This window comes from Pseudomonas sp. LBUM1658 (assembly GCF_059716055.1).
The window spans coordinates 3,183,450-3,197,703 of sequence record NZ_CP166798.1; the positions used below are offsets into that span (position 1 = coordinate 3,183,450).

Annotated in this window: 15 protein-coding genes and 1 pseudogene; 2 read left to right on the forward strand and 14 right to left on the reverse strand. The window is 59.2% G+C overall.

Annotation, left to right across the window (positions count from 1 at the left end; translation table 11 throughout):
- Positions 1-26: 26 nt before the first annotated feature.
- Both ACA064_RS14625 and eco read right to left on the reverse strand, forming a co-directional pair.
- Complete coding sequence (locus ACA064_RS14625) at positions 27-350, reverse strand: DUF2834 domain-containing protein (protein WP_497673980.1); 324 nt, start codon at positions 348-350, stop codon at positions 27-29.
- 51 nt (positions 351-401) lie between these two features.
- The gene (eco, locus tag ACA064_RS14630; protein ID WP_497673981.1) at positions 402-881 is read right to left on the reverse strand and encodes a serine protease inhibitor ecotin; all 480 of its coding nucleotides are present in this window, start codon (positions 879-881) and stop codon (positions 402-404) included.
- A gap of 320 nt (positions 882-1,201) precedes the next feature.
- On the opposite strand from eco, the gene ACA064_RS14635 reads away from it, so the two are divergent.
- Both ACA064_RS14635 and ACA064_RS14640 read left to right on the forward strand, forming a co-directional pair.
- The gene (locus ACA064_RS14635) at positions 1,202-1,678 is read left to right on the forward strand and encodes a PA2171 family ribosome-binding persister protein (protein ID WP_497673982.1); all 477 of its coding nucleotides are present in this window, start codon (positions 1,202-1,204) and stop codon (positions 1,676-1,678) included.
- A gap of 127 nt (positions 1,679-1,805) precedes the next feature.
- Positions 1,806-2,075 (forward strand): DUF1652 domain-containing protein, encoded by a 270-nt coding sequence (locus ACA064_RS14640; RefSeq protein WP_497673983.1) that lies wholly within the window; start codon positions 1,806-1,808, stop codon positions 2,073-2,075.
- A gap of 93 nt (positions 2,076-2,168) precedes the next feature.
- Here the strand turns inward: ACA064_RS14640 and ACA064_RS14645 are convergent, their stop codons facing one another.
- The 12 genes and pseudogenes from ACA064_RS14645 to ACA064_RS14700 form a co-directional block, all read right to left on the reverse strand.
- Positions 2,169-2,432, reverse strand: coding sequence for a DUF2790 domain-containing protein (locus tag ACA064_RS14645; RefSeq protein WP_497673984.1), 264 nt, complete (start codon positions 2,430-2,432; stop codon positions 2,169-2,171).
- Positions 2,433-2,682: 250 nt separating this feature from the next.
- Complete coding sequence (locus ACA064_RS14650) at positions 2,683-3,621, reverse strand: carbohydrate kinase family protein (RefSeq protein ID WP_497673985.1); 939 nt, start codon at positions 3,619-3,621, stop codon at positions 2,683-2,685.
- A gap of 13 nt (positions 3,622-3,634) precedes the next feature.
- Positions 3,635-5,131, reverse strand: coding sequence for a xylulokinase (xylB, locus tag ACA064_RS14655; protein WP_497673986.1), 1,497 nt, complete (start codon positions 5,129-5,131; stop codon positions 3,635-3,637).
- Between the two features lie 163 nt (positions 5,132-5,294).
- Positions 5,295-6,776 carry a mannitol dehydrogenase family protein gene (locus tag ACA064_RS14660; RefSeq protein WP_497673987.1) on the reverse strand — a complete coding sequence of 494 codons (1,482 nt, stop codon included), beginning with the start codon at positions 6,774-6,776 and terminating at the stop codon, positions 5,295-5,297.
- Positions 6,777-6,792: 16 nt separating this feature from the next.
- Positions 6,793-7,896 carry an ABC transporter ATP-binding protein gene (locus ACA064_RS14665; protein WP_497673988.1) on the reverse strand — a complete coding sequence of 368 codons (1,104 nt, stop codon included), beginning with the start codon at positions 7,894-7,896 and terminating at the stop codon, positions 6,793-6,795.
- A 102-nt stretch (positions 7,897-7,998) separates the two neighbouring features.
- Positions 7,999-8,829 carry a carbohydrate ABC transporter permease gene (locus ACA064_RS14670; RefSeq protein WP_497673989.1) on the reverse strand — a complete coding sequence of 277 codons (831 nt, stop codon included), beginning with the start codon at positions 8,827-8,829 and terminating at the stop codon, positions 7,999-8,001.
- Between the two features lie 10 nt (positions 8,830-8,839).
- Positions 8,840-9,766: a carbohydrate ABC transporter permease gene (locus tag ACA064_RS14675; protein ID WP_497673990.1), complete on the reverse strand. Its 927-nt coding sequence runs from the start codon at positions 9,764-9,766 to the stop codon at positions 8,840-8,842.
- A gap of 54 nt (positions 9,767-9,820) precedes the next feature.
- Positions 9,821-11,131, reverse strand: a complete 1,311-nt coding sequence (locus tag ACA064_RS14680) for an ABC transporter substrate-binding protein (RefSeq protein WP_497673991.1) — start codon at positions 11,129-11,131, stop codon at positions 9,821-9,823.
- A gap of 177 nt (positions 11,132-11,308) precedes the next feature.
- Positions 11,309-11,395 (reverse strand): annotated as a pseudogene (locus ACA064_RS14685) (outer membrane lipoprotein carrier protein LolA); the annotation flags it as partial.
- Positions 11,396-11,412: 17 nt separating this feature from the next.
- Positions 11,413-12,318, reverse strand: coding sequence for an AraC family transcriptional regulator (locus ACA064_RS14690; protein WP_497673992.1), 906 nt, complete (start codon positions 12,316-12,318; stop codon positions 11,413-11,415).
- A gap of 70 nt (positions 12,319-12,388) precedes the next feature.
- Positions 12,389-13,678 (reverse strand): glycosyltransferase, encoded by a 1,290-nt coding sequence (locus tag ACA064_RS14695; protein WP_497673993.1) that lies wholly within the window; start codon positions 13,676-13,678, stop codon positions 12,389-12,391.
- Between the two features lie 152 nt (positions 13,679-13,830).
- Complete coding sequence (locus ACA064_RS14700; protein ID WP_497673994.1) at positions 13,831-14,181, reverse strand: response regulator; 351 nt, start codon at positions 14,179-14,181, stop codon at positions 13,831-13,833.
- Between the last annotated feature and the right edge of the window lie 73 nt (positions 14,182-14,254).

Genomic DNA, 14,254 nt, shown 5'->3' on the forward strand with positions numbered 1-14,254 from the left:
GAGGATTGCCAGGCCGAGGAATCGTGTTAACTGGCAGCAATTGCCGCTCGCCCCCGAAGCCCCCGCACCACCAGATACAGCAACGGTCCTATAGAAACAAAGACCGCGGTAATCAGCAGGTAAGGCAGCACTGAAAGCGCCGACTGACCGCGACTGCGCGCATCCCTGTACATCCATACCCCCGCCAGCGTGGCCAGCAGATAAAGGTCGATCACCACTTGTGCGGTATCCGGGCGGGACATCAGGCTGATGCCGAACTCAATCAGCGACTGCTCGGCCTGGAGCATCACCGCCAGGGTGTAGCCGGCGAAGGCGATGAGGGCGATTAACGGGAGTGCGACAGACTTCATGTTTTCCTTCCTTGGGTAGATGAACTGGATGCGAAGCGGCCTTTGGGTGCCTTATTCCTGGCGGGCCTTTTCGATGGTGCTGGAGGCCGACCAGATTCGGTAGCGGACTTCGACACCCTGGGGCACATACACCACGATAGGCAGTTTGCTGTTGTAACGCAGCATAAAGCCATCACCGATCACCGGAACAAAGTCCTGCCGGCTCTTGCCGTCCGGACAAGCCATCAACGTGCTCATCGGGCCGCTGACTTTTTCCAGTCGATAAAACGGATAACCCCAGCCTTCGAGGTTTTTTTCTTCGAGGTTCCCGCCCAGGCGTTGGCGGTTGCAGTCCACACTCAGGGTTTTGCCGGCAAGAATCTCGACCTTGTAGTGTTCTTCCTGTTGCGCAGGCGCAAGGTGGATGACCTGGCGGACAAAACCGGTTTCGGCCTTGGGGTAGGGCGCGACGTCTTCAAGACTGGCCGCAGCAGCCAAAGTGGACAGGCCGGACAGCAACACGACGGCTGCAGTGATTATGGATGAGCGCATGGCGCCTCCTTGCTGGTTTGAAAAATGATTGCACGCATTTGAGTGCCTCCAGGCATCTGCGTGGGCCCGGCATTTTTACTGCGTGGTAGCACGCAATGCAATCGGCCAGCGCTGCAGCGGTAAATTGCAGGGTTGCCAGTTTGGGTTTCTTGCATTTTGCATGAGGCTCATTGCTCAACTTGGAGTTAACTCATTGATTAGTCAAGAGATCAATTCTGGCTCATTTTGGGCATGGTTCATGCTCTTTAGTGACTCAAGGGAAAACCCCTGATTGCGCTTTTAAATCAAACCGATTTGCTAACCCTGGTGAGGATATCCAAATGAATGCAATCCGCCTGCTGGAACAGGACCATGTGCGAGTCAAGGACATTCTCGGTCAACTCAGCGAAAGTACTGAGCGGGCGCTGAAGAAACGCGCAGAGTTGATCGCCAAACTGGAAATGGAGATAACCATTCATACCCGGCTTGAAGAGGAAATCCTCTACCCGGCTTTCAAGAAGGCCGGCGGCAAGGAGCAGGTAGTGATGTATCACGAAGCCAAGGAAGAACACCGCACCGTCGACTCGCTGGTGCTACCTGACCTCAAAGCCACGGAACCAGGTACTCCAGAGTTTTCCGGGCGGGTGAAAGTGGTCAAGGAGTTGCTGGAGCACCACATCGAAGAGGAGGAAACCGAAATGTTTCCTCAGGCGGAAAAACTCCTGGGCAAGGCGACGCTGGAAGAGCTTGGCGCGCAAATGGAGACCTTGAAAGCGCAAATGAAAAAAGAGCTTACCGAGATCGGAAAAGCGGCCTAGTCTTGTGGGTGGTATTGCTCTCCATGGTCGGTAGGGCAATACAGCAAGTCTCTCTGCCCATGGGGCTTGTGAATACACATGGTACTGACAACACCTGATTGGCAGCCGCATATAAAGGAGGGTCAGCATGTTTCTATCTGCCTTGGAACTGCGCAACATCATTGAAAACAGTTTTTTGCCGAAACGTTGCCAATGCACCTTGTCTCCGGATCTATCCATGACGGTAAAGATCTATGGCGACGACAAAACCGACCGTGTCGAGATGGTAGTCACGGGCATAAAGGCTGAGGGCCTCAATGGATGTCGCGAAATCAGCGATCTGATCACCGAGTTACGCTATGACCTTGAGCACAAACCGGGTTGCCAGCATCTCGAACCCCGGGTGAAAACTCATTAAGCTGTTGTTTCTGTCCCTTCGATAGCCACGCGCCTGGTCTGGATAAATCCCAGACCAAGCGCGACTTCGACTCCTTACCGCCAGCAAAATCCCTCAGTTCTGATAACTGCAGGCATCCGACAGCTTGCTGTAACTGATTGCCTGGAGTTTTCCCGCTGGATCGATGAACTCCATTTGCGCGGTGATTACTTTGCACTCCATCGTTTGCGGTTCAGTCAGGGAAACAACCTTGGCAACGTGCAACGGCATTCCATAGTGATAAGGCACTGCCTGGACGGTGGTGTCCTGCGCCTGTACTGCACCGGTAAACCCGGAAAGGGCGAGGACTCCTGCAGCCAGCAATATACGACTGTTCATGAGAAATCTCCGATGTGCTCTGAAACGTCAACCCGGCGCTTGTAACGGCGTCGGACCTTCCGCGCAGAGCGTCAGAAAATTTCTGCGCCAACGCGGTCCTGTCCATGGTTGGACCGCGGAATTAACCGATGATTAAGCACAAGGAGGGCTTTTGAGATCTGGTTTTGACGAACGGCTGCAGGAGCAGCCGGGCGGCGTTCCGTTTGCTCGCGATGACGGCAGTGCAGGCGACACAGATCCTGGCCAAATTTCAGTCCAACTGATGCCGATAAGGTAAGTCCGGGCCGGTTTTGCCGCAGGTCAGGGCGGCGGCGCTGACGGCGAAGCTGAGCATGGCATCGATCTGTTCGCGGCTCAGGCGCTGCAAGCCTTCCACCGAGTCAAGCTGCTGTTCGGTCAGCCAGGCAATCAACGCCGCCTGGAAGGTGTCGCCGGCACCTACGGTATCGGCCATCTCTACGGCACGGGCCGGTACCGACCAACTGCCATGGCGGCGGCTGAACACGGTCGCGCCCTGGCCGCCACGGGTGAGGAAGACCAGCTGGCAGCGGTGTTCCAGCCAGTCTTCGATCACGCTTTGCGGATCGCGCTCGGGGTAGAGCAGGTTCAGGTCTTCGTCGCTGACCTTGATCAGATCGGCATGCTCGACCAGAGTGCCGATGCGTTCACGCCACAGTTCGATATTCGGCTCCGGGTTGAGTCGCACGTTCGGGTCGAGGCTGATCAGGCGTTTGCCGCTTTCTCGGCGGACCAGCGCCAGCAGAGTGTCGGCAATCGGCTGCACCACCAGCGAGAACGAGCCGATATGCAACCCGCGCACCTCGGCGCCCAACTCAGGCAAATGCGTCGGCAGCAGCTGGCGATCGGCACAGCCTTCGCCGCGGAAGCTGTAATGCGGCGAGCCATTGGCGCCGACGGCGACCATTGCCAGGGTGGTCGGTGCGTCGAAGTCCAGCAGGTAGTCCGGGCGTACGCCTTCCTCCTGCAGCACCTGCTGCAAACGCCGGCCGAGGTAGTCGGTGGACAGCCCGGCGAACAGTGCCACATCGATGCCCAAGCGCCGCAAGCCGACGGCGACGTTGAACGGTGAACCGCCGGCAATGGCCTTGTAGTTCACTTTTGAAGCCTGACCGCTGGGGTCGTTTTCACTGAAGAAATCGAATAGCGTTTCGCCACATACCAGATACATAGTTGTTCGCTCTTTAAAGGGTCGCTACATGCTGTTGATAGCGTTCGTAGGCCTGTTGATAGGCAGCCACGCTGGCTGCGACGGGTAAGGTTTGGCTGGCCGGATCGAGGCTTACACAGCGCTCGCACAGTTCAAGCAGGCGTTGTTCCGATCCGCTGCTTGAAGATTGGCACCAGGCCGCCTGAATCGCCGCACCCAAGGCGGCGGCCTCGCTTTGTTCGGTGCAGATCACCGGGGTGTTCATGATATCGGCGACCATCTGGCGCCACATCGGGCTTTTCGAGCCGCCGCCAATCAGCCGAATGCTGCGGCTCTGCAAGCCGCTGTCGCGCAGCAGATCCAGACCATAACGCAAGCCGAAGGTGGTGCCTTCGACCACTGCGCGGCAAAGGTTGGCCTGGGTCAGGTTGGTCATGGTCAAGCCCAGCAGGCTGCCATTGGCATGGGGCAGGGCGGGGACCCGTTCGCCGTTGAGGAACGGCAGCATGCACACTCCGTCGGCACCGATGGGTGCCTCTTCGACCAACTGGTTGAAGCGCTCGATGTCCAGCGCCAACAGCTCACGAATCACCCCGGTGGCGTTGGTTAGATTCATGGTGCAGATCAGCGGCAGCCACCCGCCTGTGGAAGAGCAGAAGGTTGCCACCGACGCATCCGGGCTGACCTGTGGCTGTTCGGCGTAGGCATACACGGTGCCGGAGGAACCGAGGCTCATGGTGATCGCACCGGGCTGGATGTTGCCGGTGCCGATGGCGCCCAGCATGTTGTCGCCCCCGCCGCTGGAGACCAGGGCCTTGGGGTTGAGACCCAACTGCTCGGCGATCTCGGGAAGAAGAGTGCCCACAGGCATATGGGATTCGATCAATTGCGGCAACGCGGCCACCAGTCGACCAGTGGGGTCGATATGGTTGAGCAATGCAACATCCCATTCACGGCTGCGCACATTGAAATAACCGGTGCCAGAGGCATCGCCGTATTCGGCGCAACGGCGGCCGGTCAGCCAGTAATTGAGGTAGTCGTGGGGCAGCAAGATGCTTGCTATCTGCGCAAAGATCTCAGGATGCCGCTCTTTGGTCCAGAGCAGTTTCGACACCGTGTAACCCGGTGCGATTACGATGCCGAGGCGCTCCAGGGAGCCGCTTTCACCGCCCAGATGGGCCAGCAGTCGATCGTTTTGCGCTGTGGACTCGGTGTCGCACCAGAGCTTGGCCGGGCGCAGCACCAGACCCTGGTGGTCCAGCAGAACCAGGCCGTGTTGCTGGCCTGAGACGCCGATGCCGAGGATCTCCTGGCCGCTGACTTGCGCTGCGAGCAATGCCTGGCGGGTGGCGAGGGTGAATGCTTGCAGCCACTGCGCGGTGTCCTGCTCGCGACTGCCATTGGCGCCGCTGAGCATGTTGTGGGCGGCTGCGCCCTGGCCCAGGACCTTGCCGCTGACCGAGTCGAGGACAATGGCTTTAGTGCCCTGGGTGCCGCAGTCGATGCCGAGGAAGAGTGTTTGGTTTGCCATGGAAAGACCTTGGTTCGTCAGTTCGATATCGTTGCGGCACGAATCATTGTGACCGCTTCGCGGTCATTCGCGGGCAAGCCCGCTCCCACAGGTAAAGTGGTGCTCTTGTGGGAGCGGGCTTGCCCGCGAAGGCTATTTTGGATTCACCACAAATGCTCAAGGCTTAGGCCACCTTCGCCAACAACCGCTCCAGCGTTTTCGTCACCCCGTCCTCACGCAAGCTGTTAAAGCACCGCTCAAACGCCGCCACAAACTCCGCCGATTCAGGAATCGCCGCACCAAAAATCTCCTCAACCCCGAGCAACCGCTGACTGATCAACCCATCATCCGCCACCAACCCCTGACAGAACTCGGCCCGCGGATCCGGAATGCCATAGCGCTCGCCATTCTCATCGACCCCTTTCAGGTACAGCGCCCATGCGGCAACCGTCAGGGCCGCACGCTCAGTCTCCTGACCGTCCGCAATCAAACGGTTGATGGTCGGCACGGTGAATTTGGGAAACTTGGACGATCCATCGGAGCAGACGCGTTCCAGCTGATCGGCAATCGCCTGGTTGGAAAAACGCTTTATCAGCGTGTCTTTATACCGGGTCAGATCGATCCCCGGCACCGACGCCAGTTGCGGGGTGACGTCGAGGTCCATGTAGGCGCGTATATAACGCACGAACAACGGATCGTTCATGGTCTCGTGAACGAAGCGATAGCCCTTGAGAAACCCCAGGTAAGTCAGGGCCAGATGGCTGCCGTTGAGCAACTTAATCTTCATCTCTTCATAAGGTGTGACGTCGTCGGTGAACTGCACGCCGACCTTCTCCCAAGCCGGGCGACCGTTGACGAACTTGTCTTCCAGCACCCATTGCGCAAAGGGTTCGCAGACCACTGGCCACGCATCATCGATGCCATGTTCGTCATACAGCTGCTGGAGATGGGCGGCGCTGGTCATGGGTGTGATGCGGTCGACCATGGCGTTGGGGAAGCTGACGTGGGCACCGATCCAGTCGTGCAGCTCGGCATCGCGCTGGGCGGCAAAGGCCAGCAGCGCCTTGCGGGCCACCGCGCCGTTGTGCGGCAGGTTATCGCAGGACATCAGGGTGAAGGCCGGGATACCGGCGGCACGGCGCCGGGCCAAGGCGGCGCAAAGGAAACCGAACACGGTTTTCGGAGAGTCCGGATGAGCCAGGTCATGCTGGATCTGCGGCAAGTGCGCCATGAACTCGCCGCTGCTGTCGTCCATGCAATAGCCGCCTTCGGTGATGGTCAGCGAGACGATACGAATGTCCGGGCTGGAGAGCTTGTCGATCAGCGCATCGGCACCGTCTTCGGCCAGCAGCATATCGTTGATGGCGCCGATCACCCGCACCTGGGCGGCGTCGCTGTCGCCCAGTTCAAAGAGCGTGAACAGGTAATCCTGGCCGGCCAGGTCATCCCGGGCGCGGCGATCCTCGGGCCGCAGGCCGAAGCCGCAGATACTCCAGTCCAGGCCTTCTCCGGTATTCATCAAGGCGTCGGTGTAATACGCCTGATGGGCGCGATGAAAACCGCCGACACCGATATGCACCATGCCTTGCCGGGTATCCGCGAGGGAGTAGGAAGGCACCGCCACTTCGGGCGGCAGACGGCTTAGGTTGTGTTTGTTCAGTTTCATCGTGGGCTCTCGGTGATCAGGCGGCGGCGCGCAGTGGTCGGGTAACGGCTACACCGTCGGCATCGAATAAATGGCAGTGTTCAGCTTCCAGGTGCAGGCTCAGCTTCTCGCCATAACGGCTGGCCAGGTCACCGCGGATGCGCATGGTCAGGGCTTCGCCGGAGGCGGTCAGGACGTGACAGAAGGTGTCGCTGCCCAGGCGTTCGCTGACGTCCGCCGTGACCTGCAATGCGCAGTCGCCGGCTTGGGCCAGGTTCAGGTGCTCCGGACGAATCCCCAGGGTGATCGGGCTGCCAACGCTCAAGCTCGCGCCACTGAGCGGCAGGCTGACGCGGGTGCCGGCATCCAGTTCGACTTCGCAGCCCTGAGACTCGATGCGACTGACCTTGCCTTTGAGAAAGCCCATTTTCGGGGTGCCGAGAAATCCGGCGACAAACAGATTGGCCGGCTGGTGATAGAGCTCCAGTGGCGAACCGACCTGCTCGACGCGGCCGGCATTGAGCACCACCACTTTGTCGGCCAGGGTCATGGCTTCGACCTGGTCGTGGGTCACGTAGATCATCGTCGCCTGCAATTCCTTGTGCAGCCGCGACAGCTCCAGGCGCATCTGCACCCGAAGGGCGGCGTCGAGGTTGGACAGCGGTTCGTCGAACAGGAAGATTTTCGGGTTGCGGACAATCGCCCGACCAATAGCTACTCGCTGACGCTGACCGCCGGACAGCTGCTTGGGTTTGCGCTCGAGCATCGGTTCCAGTTCGAGAATCCGCGCGGCGTCGCCGACTTTTTTATCGACTTCGGCCTTGGCCACGCCGGCCAGGTCGAGGGCGAAGGACATGTTCTTGCGAACGCTCATGTGCGGATACAGGGCGTAGGTCTGGAACACCATGGCCAGGTCGCGCTTGGCCGGGCTGACTTCGGTGATGTCGCGGCCATCGAGCTCGATGGTCCCGCCACTGACTTCCTCCAGGCCGGCGATCAGTCGCAGCAGGGTCGACTTGCCACAACCGGACGGGCCGACGAAGACCACGAACTCGCGGTCGTTCACTTCCAGGTCGATGCCTTTGATGATGGAAAAGCCTTCGAAACCTTTTTGCAGATTCTTGATTTTCAGGTTGGCCATGATGGGCCTCCGCATTTAATTGTTCAGGTTGGGCGTGCGCTGCCTTGACGATCAAAAGATCGCAGCCTGTGTAGGAGCTGCCGCAGGCTGCGATCTTTTTGCCTATTTCACCGCACCAAAAGACAAACCACGGACCAACTGTTTCTGACTGATCCAGCCGAAGATCAGAATCGGCGCGCAGGCGAGGGTGGAGACCGCCGAGAGCTTGGCCCAGAACAAACCTTCCGGACTCGAATAAGAGGCGATCAATGCAGTCAGCGGTGCGGCTTGCGAGGAGGTCAGGTTCAGTGACCAGAACGCCTCGTTCCAGCACAGGATCAGCGAGAGCAGCACAGTGGAGGCCAGACCGCCCTTGGCGATCGGCAGCAGCACCCGGACCATTTCCTGCCACAGCGTCGCGCCATCCAGGCGGGCGGCTTCGAGGATGTCCTTGGGGATGTCCTTGAAGTAGGTGTAAATCATCCAGACTACGATCGGCAGGTTGATCAGGGTGTAGATGACGATCAGCGCGATCCGCGTATCCAGCAGGCCGAAACTCTTGGCCAGCAGGTAGATCGGCATCAGCACGCCCACCGGAGGCAGCATTTTCGTGGAGAGCATCCACAACAGAGTGCCTTTGGTGCGTTTGGTTTCATAAAACGCCATGGAGTAGGCCGCCGGCACCGCGATCAGCAGGCACAAGGCGGTGGCGCTGAAGGAGATCAGCACCGAGTTCCAGGCGAAGCTGAAGTAACCGCTGCGATCTTCGATGTGCAGGTAGTTCTCCAGCGTCGGGGTGAAGATGAACTGCGGCGGCGTGGCGAAAGCGTCGATTTCGGTTTTGAAGCTGGTCAGCACCATCCAGAAGATCGGGAAGAAAATCAGGATCGCGATGGCCCAGGCCAAAGTGCCGAGCAGCAGGCTTTGCAGGCGACGGGATTGTTGAAGGGTCATGGCGCAGGCCTCAGGACTTGTCAGTCAGGTTTTTACCGATCATCCGGATCAGGACAATCGCCGCGATATTGGCGATCACCACCGCAATCAAGCCGCCGGCCGATGCCATGCCGACATCGAACTGCACCAGCGCCTGGTTGTAGATCAGGTAGGCGAGGTTGGTCGAGGCGTAGCCGGGACCGCCGTTGGTGGTGGTGAAGATTTCGGCGAACACCGAGAGCAGGAAGATCGTCTCGATCATCACTACCACGGCTATCGGCCGCGCCAGATGCGGCAAGGTCAGGTGCCAGAAGATCGCGATCGGACCGGCACCGTCCAGGCGCGCGGCTTCTTTCTGTTCCTGGTCCAGGGACTGCATGGCGGTCATCAGGATCAGGATCGCGAAAGGCAGCCATTGCCAGGACACAATGATGATGATCGACAGCAGCGGGTAATGGGCCAGCCAGTCCACCGGCTGGGCACCGAACAGCTTCCACACCGCCGCGAGAATTCCCGAGACCGGGTGGAAGATCAGGTTTTTCCAGATCAGCGCACCCACCGTGGGCATAATGAAAAACGGCGAGATCAGCATCACCCGGACGATACCGCGACCGAGGAATTCGCTGGCCTCCAGCAGGGCGCTGATCAACACCCCCAACACCACGCTGATCAGCAACACACTGCCCACCAGCACCAGGGTATTGGTGGCCCCGGGCATGAAGCCCGAGTCCGTCAGGAAGTAAGTGAAGTTTTCCAGCCCGACGAACTGGTTCTCCCCGGGGTAGAGCAGGTTGTAGCGGATCAGCGAGAAGTACAGGGTCATGCCCAGCGGCACGATCATCCACAGCAGCAATAGCGCGACCGAGGGGCTGACCAGAAACCAGCCGGGATTGGCCAGGCGGCTTTTGCGAACCGGCTGGGGTATATCCATATGAGCTTTGAGCGTTGATGTATTCATGGTGATAACAACCAATTGGGAACAGGCAGATGAAGATCAAATGTGGGAGCGGGGTTACTTGGGATAACCGGCGCGCTTCATCTCTCGTTCGGTGGTTTGCTGGGCTGCCGCCAAAGCCTGGTCGACGCTGGTCTGGCCGGTCAGTGCGGCGGCGAACAGCTTGCCGACCTGGGTGCCGATGGCCTGGAACTCGGGGATGGTCACCAGCTGGATGCCGATATAAGGCACCGGCTTGAGGGTCGGCTTGGTCGGATCGGCGACCTTCAGGGATTCCAGGGTCACCTTGGCGAACGGCGCGGCTTTCATGTAAGCCTCGCTGTAGGTCGAGGCGCGGGTGCCTGGCGGTACGTTGGCGATACCGTCCTTCTCGGCCACCAGGGCGCCGTATTCCTTGGAAGTGGCCCAGGCGCTGAAGGTCTTGGCCGCGTCCTTGGCTTTGGAGCTGGCCGGGATCGCCAGTGACCAGGAGTACATCCAGGCGGTGCCTTTGTCGGTCACCTGATGGGGCGCGTAGGTAAAGCCGACATGCTCGCTGACCTTGCTCTGGGATTTGTCGGTGACAAAGGAGCCGGCCACGCTGGCATCGACCCAGATCGCACATTTGCCGCTGTTGAACAGCGCCAGGTTTTCGTTGAAACCGTTGCTGGAGGCACCGGGCGGGCCGGCTTTCTTCATGGTCTCGACGTAGAAGTTCAGCGCGTTCTTCCATTCCGGACCGGTGAACTCCGGCTGCCATTTCTCATTGAACCAGCGCGCGCCGAAACCGTTGGCCAGGGTGGTGATCACGGCCATGTTCTCGCCCCAGCCGGCTTTGCCCCGCAGGCAGATGCCGTATTGTTCCTGATCGGGTTTGGTCAGTTTTGTGGCGAATTCGCCGATCTGTTCCCAGGTAGGCCGCTCGGGCATGGTCAGGCCGGCTTCCTTGAACAGGTCGGTGCGGTAGTAGGTCATGGAGCTTTCAGCGTAGAACGGCAGGGCGTAGAGACTGCCCTTGACCGACAGGCCTTCGCGCACCGCAGGGAAGATATCCTCGAGGTCGTAGGCAGCGGGCAGATCCTTCATCGGCTCCAGCCAGCCCTTGGCGCCCCAGAGTGCGGCTTCGTACATGCCAATGGTCAACACGTCGAACTGGCCACCCTGGGTGGCGATGTCGGTGGTCAGGCGTTGGCGCAGGACGTTTTCTTCCAGCACCACCCAATTGAGCTTGATTTCCGGATGCTCGGCTTCGAAGGTCTTCGAGAGCTTTTGCATGCGGATCATGTCGCTGTTGTTGACCGTGGCAATGGTCAGGGTTTGTGCGCCAAGGCTGACGCCGCTGAGGGTCATGCAGGTACAGGCAAGCAGAGCTTTTACCGAGGGTTTCATTGCGCACTCCTCTTCTACGCCCGGCAGGCAGCAGAAGGACAGTTATTGTTTTTGTGTCTTCCGCAGACAAGGAAGAATGTGGGCTGATTACAGCCCTCAAACGGCGCAATGACAAATCATCCATGACACTTGAATCGATACTTTTTTGCACTGGGAAAAAATGGCGGGGGAAAAATCGCAATCCATTGTAGGAGCGAGCTTGCTCGCGAAAAACCTGAGAGCGCCGAGGTGCATCTGGCTTCCCGCGTTATCGTTAACGACCATCGCGAGCAAGCTCGCTCCTACCCCAGATTCTGCTCAGTCAACCGCTGCACCGCCAGGCGCCGATAGTGCGAAGGGGTCATGCCCTTGAGCTGCTGGAAGCGGCGATTGAAATTGGAAATATTGTTGAACCCGGACTCGAAGCACACATCGGTGACCGGTTTTTCGCCGTCCGCCAGCAGCTCGCAGGACTTGCTGATGCGCAAGCGATTGACGAATTCGATGAAGCAGCGGCCGGTGGCGTGCTTGAATACCCGGGAAAAATAGGTGGGTTTCATGCCCAGATGTTCGGCGACTTCTTCAAGGGGCAGTTCGCGGGTGTAATGAGCAAAGATGTAATCCACGGCGCGGTTGGTTCGGTCGACGTTGTGTTCATCGGCCAGTTGCGCGGTGGTCGTACCCGAGAGCAACTGGTAATCGTCGGTCGCCGCCAGCAGTTCCAGCAGAATGAAAAAATGCCCGAGCCGGGTGACCCCTGTGGAATCCGCGATGCGTTGCATCAAGGTCATTGCCCGGCGGATCGTGTGTTTGCAGCGAAATTCGATTCCGTACCGCGCGCGCTCGAGCAGGGGCGTGAGGGCCTTCAGCTCGGTGAAGACCTGATACCCGCTTTCGAACAGCTCGTCGGTGAAGTTCACCAGCATGTCGCGCTTGGGCACCACGTCGTCCTCGGCAATCTGGCTGATCCAGTTGTGCGGCAGGTTGGGGCCGGTGAGGAACAGTGTTTCGGGGTAGAAGTTGCCGATGTAGTCGCCGATGAATACCTTGCCGGAGCTGGCGACGATCAGGTGCAGCTCGTATTCCTTGTGGAAATGCCAGCGCACCAGCGGACAGGGGAAGCCGTGCTGGCGATAGATGATGGACAACCCGTTGTGGTCGTCCATCAATTCATAGGACGGGTCGGTGATTCTCGCTGCTCGGGTCATGCTGGGGCCGTTTTATTGTTATCGCTGAAACGATAATGCCTCCTTGCAGCCAACCTCGCCAGCCCGGCTTTCAACTGCGATTTTTCGCCTCGATCCACTGCGCCATGTATTGGGTGCTTTTGTGGTGGTGGTGACGCAGCATGCTGCCAGTGAAGTTGTCCCGCCGCAGCGATTCGAGATTCTCGCGGCACAGTTCCAGCTGATCGATCAACGCCGGGCCGTGCACCTGTTGTTGGTAGCGGGCGGCCAACAACACTCGTCCCTGGTCCTGGGCCTCAGACCATGCGGCCTGGTCCTGGTACAAGCGGACTGCCGCGTCGGCCAGGGCCGTCGCGCTCTCGGCAATCGCGCCCGGCCAGGGCAGGTCCCCATGCATTCCTTCAGCGCCAATCGGCGTGGTGACATTAGGTGTGCCACAGAGCATGGCATCGACAATCTTGCCTTTGATCCCGGCCCCAAAACGCAGCGGAGCGAGGCAGACCCGTGCGCCGGACATGACCTGCAAGGCATCCTCGGCCCAGTTCATGATATGAAAACCCTGGGCCGGATTGTGCAACGCAGTGGCTTTGGGCGGTGTATAGGCGCCATAGATATGCAACTGCGCGCCGGGTAGTTGCTGACGAATCAGCGGCCAGAGGGTGGTCTTCATCCAGAGCACCGCGTCCCAGTTCGGCCCATGACGAAAGTTGCCGATGCTCAGAAAATGCGCGCGTTCTTCGAAGGGTAAAAACTTGCCGGATGGATTGTCGAGCATCAGCGGGCACCAATGCAGCAACGAGCGTGGCACCTTGAACTGCTCGACCAGCAGTTCGATTTCCACCTCGGAAATCATCAGGTTCAGATCACAGCGATAGAGTGCGGCGATCTCGCGCTTGGCCAGGTCGGTGTCGGCCATGTGCTCGAACTCCTGGCGCAAGGCAGGGGCAAACAAGGCGCTGAAGTCATCCGGATCATCGCTGGCCTTCAGGCGATCCTTGAGCCGCTGGTGACGGGCATCCCGCAGGCTTTGCAGGTCTGAGGTTTCCAGCACGCGCAGGGCGTCCGGACAGTGTTTCTCCACGCGCCAGCCGAATTGCTCCTCCATCATGAACCGGTCAAACAGCACGATATCCGGCGCCAGCTCGGCAACAAAGGAGTCGAAACTGGCGTTGTTCAATTCGATCGGACATTCGCGAATGCCCAGTGAGGCCAGATCCGCCTTATGCTCGCCGATGCCCGCGGGACTGCTGAAGGTTACGTCCCAACCTTGCTGCAAAAAAGTCTCGAGGATCTGCATCATATGACCACCGGCGGCGGATGAACGCGGCTCGGGCCAGACGTAACCAATGATCAGGACTTTGGTTGCGACGGGCTGACTCATGGGGCAATTCCTTGATACGGGCAGGCGGAGGTTTGGCGAGGGGCGCAATTAAACCACAGGTAGCGAAAATGCTCGCGACTGCCCAAGGCTGCGCGACATTCCGGGCATCCAGTCAGGTTGGGGTTGTCGTCTGTGGGTTTCCCGGCGTATTTCTAGGGCAGCATGCCGCGAACCTTGTCCCGCAGTTGATCGATAGAAAAGGGCTTGCCAATGACCGCCATGCCGGCAGGGACCTCAATGCTTTCGGCATAGCCGCTGGCAAACAGGATCGGCAACCGGGGTCGCAACTCGCGAGCGCGGGCGGCCAGTTCCTTGCCGTCCATGCCAGGCAGTCCGACGTCGGTCATCATCAGGTCGATGTTCTGTCCGTTGTTCTCGAGAAGGCTCAGGGCGGCTTCGCTGCCATCGGCTTCAAGGACCTTGAACTCCAGCTCTTCAAGCACGTCAACGATCAGCATGCGCACGATATTGTCGTCTTCGACTACAAGGATGGTGGCGGACATGAGGGGGCTCTCGAAAAATGAAGTCGCGAATGCCGGGTGAAATATCCGGCCTTTTGTATGAGTAAATGACGGA

Excerpts from the sequence above, each read along its gene's own strand:
- ACA064_RS14650 (WP_497673985.1), bottom strand. The coding sequence starts at position 3,621 with ATGTATCTGGTATGTGGCGAAACGCTATTCGATTTCTTCAGTGAAAAC.
- ACA064_RS14665 (WP_497673988.1), bottom strand. The coding sequence starts at position 7,896 with ATGGCCAACCTGAAAATCAAGAATCTGCAAAAAGGTTTCGAAGGCTTT.
- ACA064_RS14675 (WP_497673990.1), bottom strand. The coding sequence starts at position 9,766 with ATGAATACATCAACGCTCAAAGCTCATATGGATATACCCCAGCCGGTT.
- ACA064_RS14635 (WP_497673982.1), top strand. The coding sequence starts at position 1,202 with ATGAATGCAATCCGCCTGCTGGAACAGGACCATGTGCGAGTCAAGGAC.
- ACA064_RS14640 (WP_497673983.1), top strand. The coding sequence starts at position 1,806 with ATGTTTCTATCTGCCTTGGAACTGCGCAACATCATTGAAAACAGTTTT.
- eco (WP_497673981.1), bottom strand. The coding sequence starts at position 881 with ATGCGCTCATCCATAATCACTGCAGCCGTCGTGTTGCTGTCCGGCCTG.
- ACA064_RS14690 (WP_497673992.1), bottom strand. The coding sequence starts at position 12,318 with ATGACCCGAGCAGCGAGAATCACCGACCCGTCCTATGAATTGATGGAC.
- ACA064_RS14645 (WP_497673984.1), bottom strand. The coding sequence starts at position 2,432 with ATGAACAGTCGTATATTGCTGGCTGCAGGAGTCCTCGCCCTTTCCGGG.
- ACA064_RS14625 (WP_497673980.1), bottom strand. The coding sequence starts at position 350 with ATGAAGTCTGTCGCACTCCCGTTAATCGCCCTCATCGCCTTCGCCGGC.
- ACA064_RS14695 (WP_497673993.1), bottom strand. The coding sequence starts at position 13,678 with ATGAGTCAGCCCGTCGCAACCAAAGTCCTGATCATTGGTTACGTCTGG.
- ACA064_RS14660 (WP_497673987.1), bottom strand. The coding sequence starts at position 6,776 with ATGAAACTGAACAAACACAACCTAAGCCGTCTGCCGCCCGAAGTGGCG.
- ACA064_RS14680 (WP_497673991.1), bottom strand. The coding sequence starts at position 11,131 with ATGAAACCCTCGGTAAAAGCTCTGCTTGCCTGTACCTGCATGACCCTC.
- ACA064_RS14670 (WP_497673989.1), bottom strand. The coding sequence starts at position 8,829 with ATGACCCTTCAACAATCCCGTCGCCTGCAAAGCCTGCTGCTCGGCACT.
- xylB (WP_497673986.1), bottom strand. The coding sequence starts at position 5,131 with ATGGCAAACCAAACACTCTTCCTCGGCATCGACTGCGGCACCCAGGGC.
- ACA064_RS14700 (WP_497673994.1), bottom strand. The coding sequence starts at position 14,181 with ATGTCCGCCACCATCCTTGTAGTCGAAGACGACAATATCGTGCGCATG.